Consider the following 16,253-nt stretch of genomic DNA (forward strand, 5'->3'; position numbering starts at 1 on the left):
CTTTGTGCTTGCGTGGAAGGGATAACTTTAGATCGGGACAAAAGACCTGTTATTCAACAGGCTCACTGACACATTGCAGTGGGTGGCCCGCCTTGAGGGCGGCGTCAAGCACTTGCTCCACCTTGGTGGCGGCCACGTCGCGGGAATACACCCCGCAAACGCCTTTGCCATCGAGATGGATTTTCAACATGATCTGGGTCGCTTGTTCACGGTCCTTGCTGAAGAATTCCTGCAAAACCACGATGACGAACTCCATGGGGGTGTAGTCGTCATTGAGCATGACCACCTGGTACATCTGCGGCGGCTGGGTCTTTTGCGTGCGTCTCTCGAGCACGACCGAACCGCCGTCATCCCGCGCTGGCCGTGTGACGGGCGGCGCGGTGGGGGGTGAAGGTGGTTGAGTTGCCATGAAAATCATTCTAGCCATCCGCGCGGCCTGCTGCCGCGAGAGAAATCTGGCGTTGATACTGTTTTTTTCAAGTCCATGCCGCTACACCCTCAGCCGTGGTCGTACACCACGGTCGCCGAACCGCTGCCCACCTGGGCCGTCCAGGCGGCCAGCGCGGCATCGGTGGGGTAGAAACGCGCGCTTTCACCCAGTTGCAGTTCCGCCACGGCGGCGACCCCCTCGGCGGCGCAGCGCACGCCCATGCGCACCTTGAGGCCGTGCACCAGCGGCTCGCCCTCGGTGAGTTCCTCGCGGCGCGGCGGGAACTCCCGCACCAGGCGGGGCACGTCCGGGCCCTTGTCGCCCACCTGCACGTGCAGATATTTGCCAAAACGGCAGCGCGCCCCGGCCAGGTCCCACACCTGCTGCACCTTGACCCTGAGCCCGCCGCTGAAATGGTCAAGTTGCAAGCGGCCCATCATGACCACGAACTCGTCTTCCTTGAGCTGGTTGCGGTAGGTGTTGAGCAGCGCCTCGTCGGCCGAGGCCTCGATGACCGCCGACTTGTCGTCGAGCTTGAACAACGCCAGCTTGCCGCGCTGTCCGTTGATGACGCGAAAGTCGCTGATGATGCCGGCGAGCACCTGGGACTCGCGGCTGTCGAGCAGCTCCTCGATGGACGTGCGAACGAAACGCCGCACCTCGGTGGCGACTTCGTCGAACAGGTGGCCCGACAGGTAGAAGCCCACGGCGGTTTTTTCGAGCGTGAGCCGCTCCTTGATGCCCCATGGCAATGCATCGACCAGCTCTGGCTCCTGCGTGCTGGAGCCGTGCGCGTCGTCGCCCATCATGTCGAACAGCCCGCCCTGGTTCACATTGGCCAGCGTGGCGGCGGCAAAGTCGAAGGCCCGGTCGATGGATGCGACCATCGCCGCGCGGTTCATGTTGATCGAGTCGAACGCGCCGGCCTTGATCAACGCCTCCACCGAGCGCTTGTTCATGCGAGCCTTGTCCACGCGCAGGCAAAAATCGAACAGGCTCTTGAAGGGACCTGTGGTGGAGCCGTTCGGGCCCTCGCCCCGCCCTTCGCGCGCTGCCACGATGGCCTCGATGGCCTGCTGGCCCGTGCCCTTCACGGCACCCAGGCCGTAGCGGATGATCTTGTCCGTCACGGGCTCGAAGCGGTACTTGCCGCGGTTCACGTCCGGCGGTTCGAAGGTGATGCCGAAATGCTTGACCGCATCCTCGAACAGCACCTTGAGCTTGTCGGTGTCGTCCATTTCCACCGTCATGTTGGCGCAGAAGAACTCGGCGGTGAAGTGCACCTTGAGCCAGCCGGTGTGGTACGCCAGCAGGGAATACGCGGCAGCGTGCGACTTGTTGAAGCCGTAGCCCGCGAACTTCTCCATCAGGTCGAACACTTCGTCGGCCTTGGCTTGGTCGATGCCGTGGGTGGCCAGGGCACCAGCGCGAAACTTTTCGCGGTGTTCGGCCATTTCTTCGGCCTTCTTCTTGCCCATGGCCCGGCGCAGCAGGTCGGCGCCGCCCAGGCTGTAGCCGCCCAGGATCTGCGCGGTCTGCATCACCTGCTCCTGGTAGACCATGATGCCGTAGGTCTCGCTGAGCATGTCGGCCACGGCGGGGTGCGGATACTCCACCACCTCCTTGCCGTGCTTTCGGTTCACGAAGCTGGGGATCAGGTCCATGGGACCGGGGCGGTACAGCGCGTTCAGCGCGATCAGATCTTCCAGGCGGCTGGGGCGCGCCTCTTTCAGCATGCCCTGCATGCCGCGGCTTTCAAACTGGAACACGGCCTCGGTCTTGCCCTCGGAGAACAGCCGGTAGGTCGGTCCGTCGTCCAATGGAATGTTCTCGTACGCAAAGTTCTCCTGGCCCTTGTGGCGCTTCATGATGAACTCGCGCGCGATCTCCAGGATGGTGAGCGTGGCCAGGCCCAGGAAGTCGAACTTCACCAGGCCGATGGCCTCCACGTCGTCCTTGTCGTACTGGCTCACGGCCGACTCGCTGCCGGGCTGCTGGTACAGCGGGCAGAAATCGGTGAGCTTGCCCGGCGCGATCAGCACGCCCCCGGCATGCATGCCGATGTTGCGGGTCATGCCCTCGAGCTTTTGCGCCATCTCGATGATGGTCTTGACGTCTTCTTCCTTGCGCACGCGCTCGTAGAGCATGGGCTCCAGTTCCAGCGCGTAGTTGTTCTTGTCGCCCTCTTTCTTCACCTCGGGCGGGTACGCCAGGGTGTAGGACATGCCGGGCTTGCCGGGCACGAGTTTGGAGATGCCGTCGCAGAACATGTAGCTCATGTCCATCACACGGCCCACGTCGCGGATGGCCGCCTTGGCCGCCATGGTCCCGAAGGTGGCGATCTGGCTCACGGCGTTCTTGCCGTACTTGTCCTTCACGTAGTCGATCACGCGGTCGCGGTTGGACTGGCAAAAGTCGATGTCGAAGTCGGGCATGGACACCCGCTCCGGGTTCAGGAACCGCTCGAACAGCAGGTTGTACTCCAGCGGGTCCAGGTCGGTGATCTTGAGCGCATAGGCCACCAGCGATCCCGCACCCGACCCCCGGCCCGGCCCCACCGGGCAGCCGTTGGTCTTGGCCCACTGGATGAAGTCCCCCACGATGAGGAAGTAGCCCGGAAAGCCCATCTTGAGGATGGTGCCCAGCTCGAACTCCAGGCGCTCCACATACCGTGGGCGCTCCTTGTCGCGCTTGGCCTCGTCGGGAAAGAGGTGCTTCAAGCGCGCTTCCAGCCCCTCGAACGACGCAAACCGGAAGTACTCGTCGGCCGGCATGCCGTTGGGCGTCGGAAAATCGGGCAATTGCGGCTTGCCCAGCACCAGCGTCAGGTTGCAGCGCTTGGCCACTTCCAGGGTGTTGGTGATGGCCGTGGGCACGTCGGCGAACAGGGCCTGCATCTCGGCGCTGGTCTTGAAATACTGCTCGCGCGTGAACTTGCGCACCCGGCGCTGGTTGGCCAGGATCTCGCCTTCGGCGATGCAGATGCGCGCTTCATGGGCCTCGTAGTCGTCGGCCGTCGCGAACTGGACCGGGTGCGTGGCCACCACGGGCAGGTTCAGGCGCGCGGCCAGTTGCACGGCCGCGATCACATGGGCTTCGTCGTCCGCACGGCCGGCCCGCTGGATCTCCATGTAAAAGCGGTGAGGAAATATGCCCGCCAGCTCCAGCGCCACATTGGCGGCCCCGGCGTCGTCCCCCTTCATCAGCGCCTGGCCCACCGGCCCGGCCTGCGCCCCGGCCAGGGCAATCAGGCCCTCGCCCAGTTCGCGCAGCCAGTCCCAGGTGCACACGGGCACGTTCTTGACGATGTTGCGCGTCCAGGCACGGGCCAGCAACTCGCACAAATTCAGGTAGCCCTGCTTGTTCTGCACCAGCAGCACGATGCGCGCCGGAGGGCCGGACTCGGCGGCGACATTGACTTCGGCCCCGATCAGCGGCTTGACGCCCTTGCCCCGCGCCTCCTTGTAGAACTTGATGGCGCCGAAAAGGTTGTTGAGGTCGGTGATGGCCAGGGCGGGCTGGCCGTCCTTGGCGGCAGCCTTGGCCACCTCATCGATTCGGTTGGTACCGTCAACGACGGAAAACTCGGTGTGCAGGCGCAGGTGAACAAACATAGAGGGCCATTGTAAAAAGCCCGGCGCCCCGCGCCGCACAAAACTCGCGATACCCACCCCATCTGGGGCAGTGCTGCGGCCGGTACAATGCCCTTTTGCCTCCCGGGCCCCAGGCCGGATCGAGACCGGCTGGCACAGGGCAGCCCTCGCCGCGACCGCGGCCAGCGCTCTGGCCAGCCAGGCACACTCTGTTTCTTTTTTGCTGAAAGCCTCTTTCGATGCTGCGTGCTCCACTGCCCCTTGTCTCCGCCTTGCTGGTCGCTGGTCTGCTGGCAGCCTGCTCCACCACCACCGACGACAAGACGGCCGGCTGGAGCCCCAACCGCATCCATTCGGAAGCCAAGGACGAAATGAACAGCGGCGCCTACGACAAGGCGATCCCGCTGCTCGAAAAGCTAGAAGGCCGCGCCGCTGGCACGCCGCTGGCGCAACAGGCCCAGCTGGACAAGGCCTACTCGCACTTCAAGGCCGGCGAAAAGGCCCAGGCCATCGCCACGCTGGACCGCTTCATGAAACTGCACCCGGCCAGCCCGGCCCTCGACTACGCCCTGTACCTGAAGGGCCTGGTCAACTTCAACGACAACCTGGGGCTGTTCTCGTTCATCTCCCGCCAGGACCTGTCCGAGCGCGACCAGAAGGCCGCCAAGGATTCGTTCGAGTCGTTCAGCGAGCTGGCCACGCGGTTTCCGGATTCGCGCTACGCGCAGGACGCCCGCCAGCGCATGACGTACATCGTGAATTCGTTGGCGCAGTACGAAGTGCACGTGGCCCGCTACTACTTCCAGCGCGGCGCCTATGTGGCGGCGATCAGCCGCGCACAGGTGGCGCTGGCCGACTACCAGGGCGTGCCAGCCCTCGAAGAAGCCCTGTACATCCTGATCCAGTCGTATGACGCGCTGGGCATGACCCAACTGCGCGACGATGCACGCCGCGTGATGGACAGCTCCTACCCCCAGAGCGCCTACCTGCGTGGCGACGTCAAGGGCAAGTCGGATCCGTGGTGGAAGGTCTGGTAAGCGCCTCCAGCGCTTCGTTGAATTCCTGATCCGATTCCAGCCGCCGCATGGGCGGCAGCGCGGCCAGCAGGCGCTTGCCGTAGCCCATGGTGACCAAGCGGGTGTCGCCCACCACCAGGATGCCCCGATCGGTCTCCCGCCGGATCAGCCGGCCCGCGCCCTGCTTCAGGGCCACCGCAGCCTCTGGCAATGCGTAGGCCTTGAACGCCTTGCCGCCTGATTTTTCGATGCGCTGCGTGCGCGCCTCGACCAGCGGGTCGCCAGGTGGCGGAAACGGCAGCTTGTCGATGACCACCAGTTGCAGCGCATCGCCGGGCACGTCGAACCCCTCCCAGAAGGTGGCAGACGCCACCAGGATGCAGCCAGGCTGGCCGTGGTCCGATCCCTCACGGAAGCGCTCCATCAAGCGCCGCTTGGGCCCGTTGCCTTGCACCAGCACCTCCAGCGCCCCGGTGGCACCCCACCGCGCGGTCAGTGCATCGCCAATGGAGCGCAGCGCCCTGAGCGTGGTGGTGAGCACCAGGGTGCGCCCGCCCAATATCGCCGCTGCGTCGCCCACCCAGCGTGCCAAGGCGCCACTGTGGGCCGGGTCCGCCGGCGCTGGCAGGTGCCGCGGCACATACAGCGCCGCCTGCACCGCGTAGTCGAACGGGCTCGCGACCCGCAGGATGGTCGCGTCCTGCAGGCCGGCCCGCTCCGTGAACCAGGTGAGTTGGTCGTCGTCGCCGAGCGTGGCAGACGTGAAGATCCACGCCCTGCCCGGGCCTGCTTCTGCGGCCGGTACCGGCCATCCATCAGGGTCCGATTCCTCTTGAGGAGCCGCCAGCAGCCGCGTGCGCATGGCCTCGGCAATGTCCAGTGGCGATTCGATCAGCCGCAACTGGCCGCCCGTGTCGACCCAGCGCACGGCGTCGGGCTGCGGGGGTCCGGCAAACCGGGCCAGGCGCGCCAGCAACTCAGAACCCCGTTCGTACAGGCGCACAAAATCCGGGGCCATCTCGCTCACGGTGTCCAGGGCTTCCTGCGCGTCGGCGCACGCCTGGCCCACGCGGTGCAGCGCGGCGCTCCAGTCAGCCTCGCGTACACCCTCGGGCGCCTCGTCGGTCCAGCGCAGCCGGGAGGGCCCGCGGGAGTCGCCCGCCACCAGGACCAGATCCCGCACGGCCTGGTCGACGCCAGCGGCCAGGCCCTGCCAGTCGGCCAACCCGCGGGCGTGTTGCAGGCCCGCTGCCAGCAGGTCCCGACCGAAGTCCATCAGCTGTCCGGTAGACAGCTGCAGCCCCAGAAACTGCACACCCGTTTCGTTGATCTGGTGCGCCTCGTCGAAGACCACCACACGCACTGACGGCAGCAGCTCTGCCATTCCGGACTCGCGCACCGCCACGTCCGCAAAGAACAAATGGTGGTTGATGACCACGATGTCCGCAGCCAGGGCCTCGCGGCGGGCCAGGTGCACGTGGCATTCCCGAAACCGCGGGCACTGCGAGCCGAGGCAGTTCTCGCGCGTGGAGGTGACCAGCGGGATCACGGGCGAACGGTCGTCCAGGCCCGTCAGCTCGGACAGGTCGCCCGAGCGCGTGCTGCGGGACCACTCCTCGACCTTGGCCAGCACGCGGGCCACGCCGCGCTCCTGCCCCAGCACATCGTGGCGGGCGCGCTCCATCCGGTACAGGCACAAGTAGCTGGCACGGCCCTTGAGCAGCGCCATGCGCACCGGCAGCCCGAGCGTCTGGGCCAGCAGCGGAAGGTCGCGCGCAAACAACTGGTCCTGCAGCGCCTTGGTAGCGGTGGACAGCAACACGCGCTCGCCACTGAGCAGCGCGGGCACGAGGTACGCAAAGGTCTTGCCCACGCCCGTGCCGGCCTCCACCACGAGGGCACCGCCCTCCTCCATCGTCTTGGCCACAGCGGCTGCCATGCGGGTCTGGCCCTCGCGCGGCTGGAAATGCGGGTCGGCCCGCGCCAGCACCCCGAGCGGCGCGAACACCTCTTGCACCATATCGGCCAGGGCCATCAGCCGGGCACTCTCAGGTCACCGCTCGCAAGACGCGGCCACGCGCGGGCGCGGGCCTGGGCACAGGCGCGCCAGCCGACGCCGTGCAGCGGCGGGCGATGGTGGGGAATGAAAGCAAGCGCTTGGGCCGGTGCGTGCAGGGCGGCGCGGCGGGCACACACCGGAGGGCCAGCGAGCCACCGGCGGGACGTGAAAAATGGAGGATTCAAGGCAAAGCAGCCATCACTTGGCAAAAATGCCACAGGCGGGCAGATAATAAGCCTTTGGCCCCCGCTCTGCGGAGGCCGCTACTGCACGCGCCCACACAATCCACAGCATGACCAAAGCCTTTCGCCTCATCGCGTCCACCGGCATCCACAAGGGCGACCGGGAGTACCAGCAAGACCAGGTGGCCCTGATTTCGCATGAGCGGCACAACGGCTGCGTGCTGGGCGTCATTGCCGACGGCATGGGCGGCCGCAGCGGCGGGCGCAAGGCGTCCGACCAGGTCATGATGACGGCGCGCCAGCTGTTCGAGCGCTATTCACCCGACACGGACGACCCGGTGACCATGCTCAAGAGCATGGTGGAAGAAGCCCACATCGTCATTCGCCTCACGGCCATCTCCGCTGAGCAGGAACCCCACAGCACCATTGCGGCCTTCCTCATCAACCCCCGCGGCGATTGCCATTGGGTGCATGCCGGCGATTCGCGCATCTACCACTTCCAGGGAGCGCGCATGGTGTTTCGCACGAGCGACCATTCGTACGTGCAGGCGCTCGTGGACCGGGGCGAACTGACCGAGGCGGAAGCCAACAACCACCCCCATTCGAACATCCTGGTGGGCTGCCTGGGCACTGAAAGCGACCCGCCCATCACCACCCACGTGATCCCCCAACTGCAGCCCGGCGATGTGCTGATGGCCTGCAGCGATGGCGTGTGGCACTATTTCTCGCCGACGGAGCTCGGGTCCGTGGTCGATTCGCTTTCGCCCCGCGAAGCCACCGAGTTCCTGATCGAAAAAGCCCGCTCCCGGGCCCGCGGCGGCGGCGACAACCTGTCGCTGGTCATCGTCAAGATGGAGGCGCTGGTGGAAGAAAAGAAGGTGCCTCGCCTGACCCCTGTGGAGGCAGGCCGGCCCTGAGCGGGCATGGTGGTCTGAGCTCTGGTTCCACCCAGTTCGGAGCGGATTGGCGAGGGCCATTTTTGCCTCAGCTTCGCCGTCGACTCTCGCAGGATTTGCTTCAGATGCGCGGCCAGTCCCTTCACGGGAGGCCGCAGAGCCAGCCTGCAAATCCAGGCCTGCCCGCGGCCCGAGCGGCCTACTGAGCCGCCGACGCAGGTGGCAGCGGCGCAGCGGGCTTGCGCCCCTGGGCTACCGCCTCGGCCTGGGCCTTCTCCACGCGGGCACGGCGCTCCTCAGCGGCTTTGAGCGCTTCGGCGTGCTTGGCGCGGGCCTGCGCTGCCCGCTCGGCGTTCTCTGCGGCCCGGCTTTTTTGCTCTTCGGTGTGCTTTTGCAGATTGCTGCGCTGCTGCTGCGCCCGCAACTCTGCCTCGTGGTCCCGCTGCGCCTTGGTGGCCTGCGGGTCGGCCGCGGGCTTATTGCGCAGCACGGCGTCAGGGCCGGCGCCTGCCGGCGTGTTGGCGGGCATGGGGCGCTGTTTCTCTTCGATGGACTTGCGGCGATCGGCCGCCTTTTCCTTGCGCTCGGCATCGTTGAGCTCGATCTCCTGCGCCCGCAGGCGGGTCTCGGCATCGCGCACCCGTGCGCGAACGATTTTCAGGCAGTCCTCTGCCGCAAAGAGTTGGTAGCAGGCAGCCTCGTCCTTCGTGCGCTGGGCCTTCACCGCCTCGCGTTCATGGCGGATGCGGTCATGCTCGGCCTTGCGGTGCGCCGCAGACGCTGCGCGGGCACCGGTGGTGGCGTCGTTGGGACCAGAGGCAGATGCTGCAGATGCCGGGGCAGATGCCGCAGTCTCCGCGGCAGATTGCGCCAGCGCGCTCGCGCCAGGCGTGCAGGCCAGCAGCGCTGCGAGGGAGAGGGCCAGATACTTCATCATGTCAGCCCAGTGTCCACGTTGCGGCGCTCCAGCGCCAGGAATTCCTTGGACTGCATTTCGTTGAGCCGCGACACCGTGCGCGGAAACTCGTGCGCCAAGGGCCCTTCGGTGTACAGCTGCTCGGGCGGCACGGCGGCCGACATGATGAGCTTGACACGGCGGTCGTACAGCACGTCGACCAGCCAGGTGAAGCGCCGCGCAGGCGACGCCATGCTCACCGGCATGTACGGCACGTCGGAGAGCAGCACCGTATGGAACTGCGTGGCGATCTCCAGGTAGTCGTTCTGGGACCTCGGGCCGCCACACAGCGTCTTGAAATCGAACCAGACCACCCCGCCCGCCTTGCGCCGGGCGCGGATCTCCCGCTGTTCGATGTGCAGCAGCGGGTCTTCGTCGTGCACTTCGGCCAGCTTGTCGAACGCCTCGCCCATCTCGGCATCGGCCTCGGGCCCGAGGGGCGTGTGGTAGAGCCTGACCTGCTCCATGGTGCGGCGGCGGTAGTCGGTGCCGTTGTCGACGTTGACCACCTCCAGCCGCTCGTTGAGCAGCGCAATCGCCGGCAGGATGCGGTCGCGGTGCAGGCCGCCCGGGTACAGCTCGTCGGGCATGAAGTTGGAGGTGGTGACGAACCCCACCCCGTTGTCGAACAGCGATACCAGCAGCCGGTGCAGGATCATCGCGTCCGTGATGTCCGCCACATGGAACTCATCGAAGCAGATGAGCTTGTAGCGCTTGGCGATGCGCTCGCCCAGCACATCGAGCGGGTTGACCGTGCCCTGCAGCCCCACCAGCTCGCGGTGCACTTCGCGCATGAACTCGTGGAAATGCAGGCGCACCTTGCGCTTCAAGGGTACGGCGTTGAAGAAGCATTCCATGAGAAAGCTCTTGCCCCGCCCCACCCCGCCGTACATGTACACACCGCGCGGAATGTCCGGCCGGTTGATGAGCTTCTTGAGCGCGTTCGAACGCCGCTCCTTGTACTGCGCCCACTCGTCGGCGCAGCGCTGCAGCGCATCCACGGCCCGCAACTGCGCGGGGTCGCTTTGGTAGCCTTTGGAGGCCAGTTCGGCCAGATAAGCCTGTTTGACAGTCACGGGATGGGCACCACTCTGATACTATGAATTTGATAGCGCCTACCGCTTTCCTGGCAAGCGGTAGGGCCGTTTTTTATTCAAATATCAGAAGTTGAGGGTGCGCTTGTCCACGGCCAGCGCCGCTTCCTTGGTGGCTTCGCTCAAGCTGGGGTGCGCGTGGCAGATGCGTGCGATGTCTTCGCTGCTGGCCTTGAACTCCATGGCCACCACGGCTTCGGAGATCAGCTCGCTCGCCTGTGGGCCCACGATGTGCACGCCCAGGATTTCATCGGTGTCGGCATCCGCCAGCATCTTGACCATACCGGTCGTGTCGCCCAGCGCTCGTGCGCGGCCGTTGGCCAGGAACGGGAAGGTGCCGGCCTTGTACTTGACGCCGTCGGCCTTGAGTTGCTGTTCGGTGCGGCCCACCCATGCGATCTCGGGGCTGGTGTAGATGACCCAGGGCACGGTGTTGAAGTTCACGTGGCCATGCTGGCCGGCAATGCGCTCAGCCACGGCAACGCCTTCTTCCTCGGCCTTGTGCGCCAGCATCGGGCCACGCACCACGTCGCCCACCGCCCACACGCCGGGCAGGTTGGTCTTGCAGTCGGCATCGACCACGATCGCACCGCGCTCGTCCAGGGCCAGGCCCACGGCTTCGGTGTTCAGGCCGATGGTGTTGGGCACGCGGCCGATGGAGACGATGAGCTTGTCCACCTCCAGCGCCTGGGCTTCGCCCTTGGCGTTGGTGTAGGCGATGGAGACGCCCTTCTTGCCGGTCTTGATCTCGCCGACCTTCACGCCCAGCTCGATCTTCAGGCCTTGCTTGTCGAAAGCCTTCTTGGCCTCCTTGGCGATCTGCTCGTCCACCGCGCCCAGGAACGTGGGCAGGCCTTCGAGGATGGTGACTTCGGCACCCAGGCGGCGCCAGACCGAGCCCATTTCCAGGCCGATCACGCCCGAGCCGATGAGACCGAGCTTCTTGGGCACCGCGCCCACGCGCAGCGCGCCGTCGTTGGACAGCACGAATTCTTCATCGAACGGCGTGCCAGGCAGCGCACGGGCGTTGGAGCCGGTGGCGATGATGATCTGCTTGCCGGTGATGGACTCTTCGGCGGCGCCTGCCACCTTGATCTCGTAGCCACCTTCGGCAGCCTTCACAAAGGAACCACGGCCATGGAAGAAGCTGACCTTGTTCTTCTTGAACAGGTACAGGATGCCGTCGTTGTTCTGCTTCACGACGGTGTCCTTGCGGGCGATCATCTTGGCCACGTCCATCTTGACGTCGCTGGCCGTGATGCCATGCTCGGCAAAGTGCTTGTTGGCGTGCTCGAAATGCTCGGACGACTGCAGCAGCGCCTTGGACGGAATGCAGCCCACGTTGGTGCAGGTGCCGCCCGGTGCAGGGCCGCCCTTTTCGTTCTTCCACTCGTCGATACAGGCCACGTTGAAGCCCAGCTGGGCAGCGCGGATGGCGGCGATGTAGCCGCCGGGGCCACCACCGATGACGATTACGTCGAATTGTTTGCTCATGTCGGTCTCACTCAATCAATCGTTCATTGGAAAAAAACCCACCGGCGGAATTGGCATGAGCCAGCCGCACGAGTGGGTCCAAAAGATGCATCTCAAAGGGCGCTATGCGCCACTCCCACCGGCCTGTGAGACGCGCGGTGCCCTGCTGCCAGCGACCGCCGCGCAAGGGCCGCCCCGCCGCGCTGGCGGTGTCCCCCTTCCCGAATTGCGCAGCAATTCGAGAGAAGGGGGAAGGCGCGAAGCGACTCAGGGGGTTGCATCTCAAATATCGAACAGCAGGCGCGATGGGTCTTCCAGCGCATCCTTCATCGCCACCAGGCCCAGCACGGCTTCACGGCCGTCGATGATGCGGTGGTCGTAAGACATGGCCAGATAGTTCATCGGGCGCACCACGACCTGGCCGTTCTCGACCATGGCGCGGTCCTTGGTGGCGTGCACGCCCAGGATGGCCGATTGGGGTGGGTTGATGATGGGGGTGGACATCATCGAGCCGAAGGTGCCGCCGTTGGAGATGGAGAACGTGCCACCGGTCATCTCTTCGATGCCCAGCTTGCCTTCGGCCGCCTTCTTGCCGAACTCGGCGATCTTCTTTTCGATGTCGGCGAAGCTCATCTGGTCTGCATTGCGCAGGATGGGCACCACCAGGCCACGGGGCGAGCCCACGGCGATACCGATGTCGAAGTAGCCGTGGTAGACGATGTCGTTGCCGTCCACCGACGCATTCAGCACGGGGTACTTCTTGAGGGCGTGCACGGCGGCCTTCACGAAGAAGGACATGAAGCCCAGCTTGGTACCGTGTTCCTTGGTGAAGGAGTCCTGGAACTTCTTGCGCAGGTCCATCACAGGGGCCATGTTCACTTCATTGAACGTGGTCAGGATGGCGTTGGTCGACTGCGACTGCAGCAGACGCTCGGCCACGCGGGCGCGCAGGCGGCTCATGGGCACGCGCTGCTCGGGACGGCCGCTCAGGTCTTCCTTGGCAGCAGGGGCCGACACCTGGGGCAGCGCCTTGGTGGGTACGCCCGTCGGGATCGTGCTGGGGGCTGCGACCGCAGCCTTGGCGGTACCGCCAGCACCACCAGCGACGGCGCCGAGCACGTCACCCTTGGTCACGCGGCCATCCTTGCCTGTACCGGCCACAGCCGATGCGGACAGGTTGTTCTCGGCCAGCAGCTTGGCAGCGGCAGGCATGGCGACGTCACCCTTGGAACCGCCAGCAGCAGGTGCAGGAGCCGCAGCGGCGGGTGCCGGTGCAGCAGCAGCGGCAGGGGCCGCCGAAGGAGCCGCAGCGCCTGCCTTGCCTTCGGTGTCGATCTTGGCGATGAGCTGGTCGGCCACCACGGTGGCGCCATCGCCCTGGATGATTTCAGCCAGCACGCCAGCGGATGGCGCGGGCACTTCGAGCACGACCTTGTCGGTTTCGATCTCGATGAGGATTTCGTCCACGGCCACGGCTTCACCGGCCTTCTTCTTCCAGGTCAGCATGGTGGCTTCTGCCACGGATTCGGACAGCTGGGGGACTTTGACTTCTACGATAGCCATTTTGAATTCTTTCAGTAGGGTTCTGTTTGTTCTGTGTTCGTTCGGGTAGCTGGCCTTACTTGGTCAGGACAAACCCCTTGAGCTTGGCAAATGCGCCGTCGACCAGCGCCTTTTGCTGTTCCTGGTGCAGGTGCGAATAACCCACCGCAGGCGACGCCGATGCCGCGCGGCCGGAGTAACCCAGCTTCTGGCCTTCGAGCATGTTCTCGTGGATGTTGTGCTGGATGAAGAACCAGGCGCCCTGGTTCTGTGGCTCGTCCTGGCACCACACGATGTCCGTCGCGTTGGGGTACTTCTTGAGCTCTGCAGCAAAGGCCTTGTGCGGGAACGGGTACAGCTGTTCCACGCGGATGATGGCCACGTCGTCGTCTTCACGCTCGGTGCGCTTCTTCACGAGGTCGTAGTACACCTTGCCGGAGCAGGCGATCACGCGCTTGACCTTGGCGGCCTTCTTCACGATGGCCTCGTCCTGCTCTGGAATCACCGTCTGGAAGCTGCCCTTGGTGAACTCGGACAGCGGCGAGGTGGCGTCCTTGTTGCGCAGCAGCGACTTGGGCGTCATGATGATCAGCGGCTTGCGCAGATCGCGCACCATCTGGCGGCGCAGGATGTGGAAGATCTGGCTCGCCGTCGTCGGTTGCACCACCTGCATGTTGGCATCGGCCGACAGCTGCATGAAGCGCTCCAGGCGTGCCGAGCTGTGCTCGGGGCCCTGGCCTTCGTAGCCGTGCGGCAGCATCAGCGTGATGCCGTTCACGCGGCCCCACTTCACTTCGCCAGAGGCGATGAACTGGTCGATCACGACCTGCGCGCCGTTGGCGAAGTCGCCGAACTGGGCTTCCCAGATCACCAGCGTGTTGGGGTCGTTGGACGCATAGCCGTATTCGAAGCCCAGCACCGCCTCTTCGGACAGGATGGAGTCGATCACGACGAACGGAGCCTGGTTCTCGCTCACGTTCTGCAGTGGCACGTAGGTGCCGATGTCCCACTTCTCGCGCTTTTGGTCATGGATGACCGAGTGGCGGTGCGTGAAGGTACCGCGGCCGCAGTCTTCGCCCGACAGGCGCACCGGGAAGCCACTGGCCACCAGGGAGGCGAAAGCCATGTGCTCGCCCATGCCCCAGTCCACGGGGATGTCGCCACGGCCCATCGCAGCGCGGTCGTCGTACACCTTCTTGACCAGCTGGTGCGGCGTCACGCTCTCGGGGATGGTGGTGATCTTCTCGGCCAGGCGCTTCCACTCGGCCAGGGGGATGGCCGTGTCGCCAGCGTCCGTCCACTTCTTGCCCAGGAACGGGCTCCAGTCCACGGCGTACTTGCTCTTGAAGTTGGTCAGCACGGGGTCGATGGTGTGCTTGCCCGAGTCCATGGCGGCGCGGTAGGCCTTGACCATGTCGTCGCCCAACGTCTCGCCCAGGCCTTGCGTGGCCAGCTTGTCGGCATACAGCTTGCGCGTGCCGGGGTGCTGACCGATCTTCTTGTACATCAGCGGCTGCGTCAAAGCAGGTGTGTCCTGCTCGTTGTGGCCCAGCTTGCGGAAGCAGATGATGTCCACGACCACGTCCTTCTGGAACTCCATGCGGAACTCCAGGGCGAGCTGGGTGGCCAGCACCACGGCTTCAGGGTCGTCGCCGTTCACGTGCAGCACGGGCGACTCGACCATCTTCACGATGTCGGTGCAATACAGCGTCGAGCGTGCATCGCGCGGGTCGGACGTGGTGAAACCGATCTGGTTGTTGATGATGATGTGCACCGTACCGCCCGTGGAATAACCACGGGTCTGTGCCAGTGCCAGCGTTTCCTGGTTCACGCCCTGGCCGGCAAAGGCCGCGTCGCCGTGCACCAGCACGGGCAGCACCTGCTTGCCCTGGGGGTCGGCACGGCGGTCCATGCGGGCACGCACCGAGCCTTCGACCACGGGGTTCACGATTTCCAGGTGGGAAGGATTGAACGCCAGCGACAAGTGGACCGGGCCGCCAGGGGTGGTCACGTCGGAGCTGAAGCCTTGGTGGTACTTCACGTCGCCCGATGGCAGGTCTTCGGGTGCGGTGTGGTCGAACTCGGCGAACAGGTCCTTGGGCATCTTGCCCAGCGAATTGACGAGCACGTTCAGGCGGCCGCGGTGGGCCATGCCGATCACGATTTCCTGCACGCCCTTGGCGCCGGCAGACTGGATCAGCTCGTCCATCGCGGCGATGAAGCTTTCGCCACCTTCCAGCGAGAAACGCTTCTGGCCGACGTACTTGGTGTGCAGGAAGCGCTCCAGGCCTTCAGCAGCCGTCAGGCGGTCGAGAATCTGCTTTTTCTTGTCGGCACCGAAGCTGGGCTTGCTGCGGATGGTTTCCAGCTTTTCCTGCCACCAGCGCTTCTGGTTCTGGTCGGTGGCGTACATGTACTCGGCACCGATGGAGCCGCAATACGTTTCGCGCAGGGCGTTGATCAGCTCGCGCAGCGGCATCGATTCCTTGCCGAAGAACGTGTTGCTGGTGTTGAACACGACTTCCTGGTCGGAGTCGCTGAACCCGTAGAACGACGGTTCGAGTTCAGGGATCGCGGGGCGCTCGGTGCGCTTGAGGGGGTCCAAATCGGCCCAGCGCTGGCCCACGTTGCGGTATGCGGCAATCAGCTGCTGAACGGCGGTGCGCTTGCGGCCCAGTTCGGAGTCGGCGCCCGTGGCGACGACGACCTTGGTGCCGCCCTGCTTTGCACGCTCGGCAAAGGCATTGATGACGGGGAGGTGCGGGACGTCCTTGGCATTGCTGCCGTCCACTGCAGGCACATTTTGCAGTGCGTCAAAGTACTCGCGCCAGTTGTCTGGCACGCTACCTGGGTTGGCAAGGTAGTTTTCGTACATCTCTTCGACATACGGCGCGTTGCCGCCGAAGAGGTAGGTGTTGCCTTGGTAGGCTTGATAGACGGATGTCGTATCGCTCATATTCCGCTGACCTCCGCTTTCCTTGGGAAAGCATTAGCTGGTTGAGAAACCTTCCGC

At 65.1% G+C, this 16,253-nt stretch carries 10 protein-coding genes; 2 read left to right on the plus strand and 8 right to left on the minus strand.

Annotation, left to right across the window (positions count from 1 at the left end; genetic code table 11):
• Positions 1–49 precede the first annotated feature (49 nt).
• On the minus strand, positions 50–418 hold the full coding sequence (gene clpS / locus ACIGHN_RS16580; protein ID WP_056419941.1) for an ATP-dependent Clp protease adapter ClpS: 369 nt from the start codon (positions 416–418) through the stop codon (positions 50–52).
• 80 nt (positions 419–498) lie between these two features.
• Entirely contained in the window at positions 499–4,044 is a 3,546-nt protein-coding gene (dnaE, locus tag ACIGHN_RS16585; protein WP_396505224.1) for a DNA polymerase III subunit alpha, read from the minus strand.
• Positions 4,045–4,262: 218 nt separating this feature from the next.
• On the opposite strand from dnaE, the gene ACIGHN_RS16590 reads away from it, so the two are divergent.
• Complete coding sequence (locus ACIGHN_RS16590) at positions 4,263–5,060, plus strand: outer membrane protein assembly factor BamD (RefSeq protein WP_396505225.1); 798 nt, start codon at positions 4,263–4,265, stop codon at positions 5,058–5,060.
• Here the strand turns inward: ACIGHN_RS16590 and ACIGHN_RS16595 are convergent.
• Positions 5,023–7,074: an ATP-dependent DNA helicase gene (locus tag ACIGHN_RS16595; protein ID WP_396505226.1), complete on the minus strand. Its 2,052-nt coding sequence runs from the start codon at positions 7,072–7,074 to the stop codon at positions 5,023–5,025. The genes ACIGHN_RS16590 and ACIGHN_RS16595 overlap by 38 nt on opposite strands.
• A gap of 316 nt (positions 7,075–7,390) precedes the next feature.
• On the opposite strand from ACIGHN_RS16595, the gene ACIGHN_RS16600 reads away from it, so the two are divergent.
• A complete protein-coding gene (locus ACIGHN_RS16600; RefSeq protein ID WP_056419770.1) occupies positions 7,391–8,197 on the plus strand; it encodes a PP2C family serine/threonine-protein phosphatase in 807 nt (268 codons plus the stop codon).
• Positions 8,198–8,375: 178 nt separating this feature from the next.
• On the opposite strand, the gene ACIGHN_RS16605 is transcribed toward ACIGHN_RS16600, so the two are convergent.
• From ACIGHN_RS16605 to ACIGHN_RS16625, 5 genes are all read right to left on the minus strand, one after another.
• Positions 8,376–9,113 carry a hypothetical protein gene (locus tag ACIGHN_RS16605; RefSeq protein ID WP_396505227.1) on the minus strand — a complete coding sequence of 246 codons (738 nt, stop codon included), beginning with the start codon at positions 9,111–9,113 and terminating at the stop codon, positions 8,376–8,378.
• Positions 9,110–10,207: a cell division protein ZapE gene (gene zapE, locus ACIGHN_RS16610; protein ID WP_396505228.1), complete on the minus strand. Its 1,098-nt coding sequence runs from the start codon at positions 10,205–10,207 to the stop codon at positions 9,110–9,112. Before zapE ends, ACIGHN_RS16605 begins: the two co-directional genes overlap by 4 nt.
• Positions 10,208–10,291: 84 nt before the next feature.
• Positions 10,292–11,719: a dihydrolipoyl dehydrogenase gene (gene lpdA, locus ACIGHN_RS16615; protein ID WP_056419763.1), complete on the minus strand. Its 1,428-nt coding sequence runs from the start codon at positions 11,717–11,719 to the stop codon at positions 10,292–10,294.
• A 261-nt stretch (positions 11,720–11,980) separates the two neighbouring features.
• On the minus strand, positions 11,981–13,261 hold the full coding sequence (odhB, locus tag ACIGHN_RS16620; protein ID WP_396505229.1) for a 2-oxoglutarate dehydrogenase complex dihydrolipoyllysine-residue succinyltransferase: 1,281 nt from the start codon (positions 13,259–13,261) through the stop codon (positions 11,981–11,983).
• Between the two features lie 55 nt (positions 13,262–13,316).
• The gene (locus ACIGHN_RS16625; RefSeq protein WP_056419757.1) at positions 13,317–16,196 is read right to left on the minus strand and encodes a 2-oxoglutarate dehydrogenase E1 component; all 2,880 of its coding nucleotides are present in this window, start codon (positions 16,194–16,196) and stop codon (positions 13,317–13,319) included.
• Positions 16,197–16,253: the final 57 nt, after the last annotated feature.

Source organism: Acidovorax sp. NPDC077693 (assembly GCF_044542805.1).
Taxonomy (GTDB): Bacteria; Pseudomonadota; Gammaproteobacteria; order Burkholderiales; family Burkholderiaceae_C; genus Acidovorax.

Bases quoted from the DNA above. Each gene is read 5' to 3' on its own strand.
- clpS (WP_056419941.1), bottom strand. From the start codon at position 418: ATGATTTTCATGGCAACTCAACCACCTTCACCCCCCACCGCGCCGCCC.
- dnaE (WP_396505224.1), bottom strand. From the start codon at position 4,044: ATGTTTGTTCACCTGCGCCTGCACACCGAGTTTTCCGTCGTTGACGGT.
- ACIGHN_RS16590 (WP_396505225.1), top strand. From the start codon at position 4,263: ATGCTGCGTGCTCCACTGCCCCTTGTCTCCGCCTTGCTGGTCGCTGGT.
- ACIGHN_RS16595 (WP_396505226.1), bottom strand. From the start codon at position 7,074: ATGGCCCTGGCCGATATGGTGCAAGAGGTGTTCGCGCCGCTCGGGGTG.
- ACIGHN_RS16600 (WP_056419770.1), top strand. From the start codon at position 7,391: ATGACCAAAGCCTTTCGCCTCATCGCGTCCACCGGCATCCACAAGGGC.
- ACIGHN_RS16605 (WP_396505227.1), bottom strand. From the start codon at position 9,113: ATGATGAAGTATCTGGCCCTCTCCCTCGCAGCGCTGCTGGCCTGCACG.
- lpdA (WP_056419763.1), bottom strand. From the start codon at position 11,719: ATGAGCAAACAATTCGACGTAATCGTCATCGGTGGTGGCCCCGGCGGC.
- odhB (WP_396505229.1), bottom strand. From the start codon at position 13,261: ATGGCTATCGTAGAAGTCAAAGTCCCCCAGCTGTCCGAATCCGTGGCA.
- ACIGHN_RS16625 (WP_056419757.1), bottom strand. From the start codon at position 16,196: ATGAGCGATACGACATCCGTCTATCAAGCCTACCAAGGCAACACCTAC.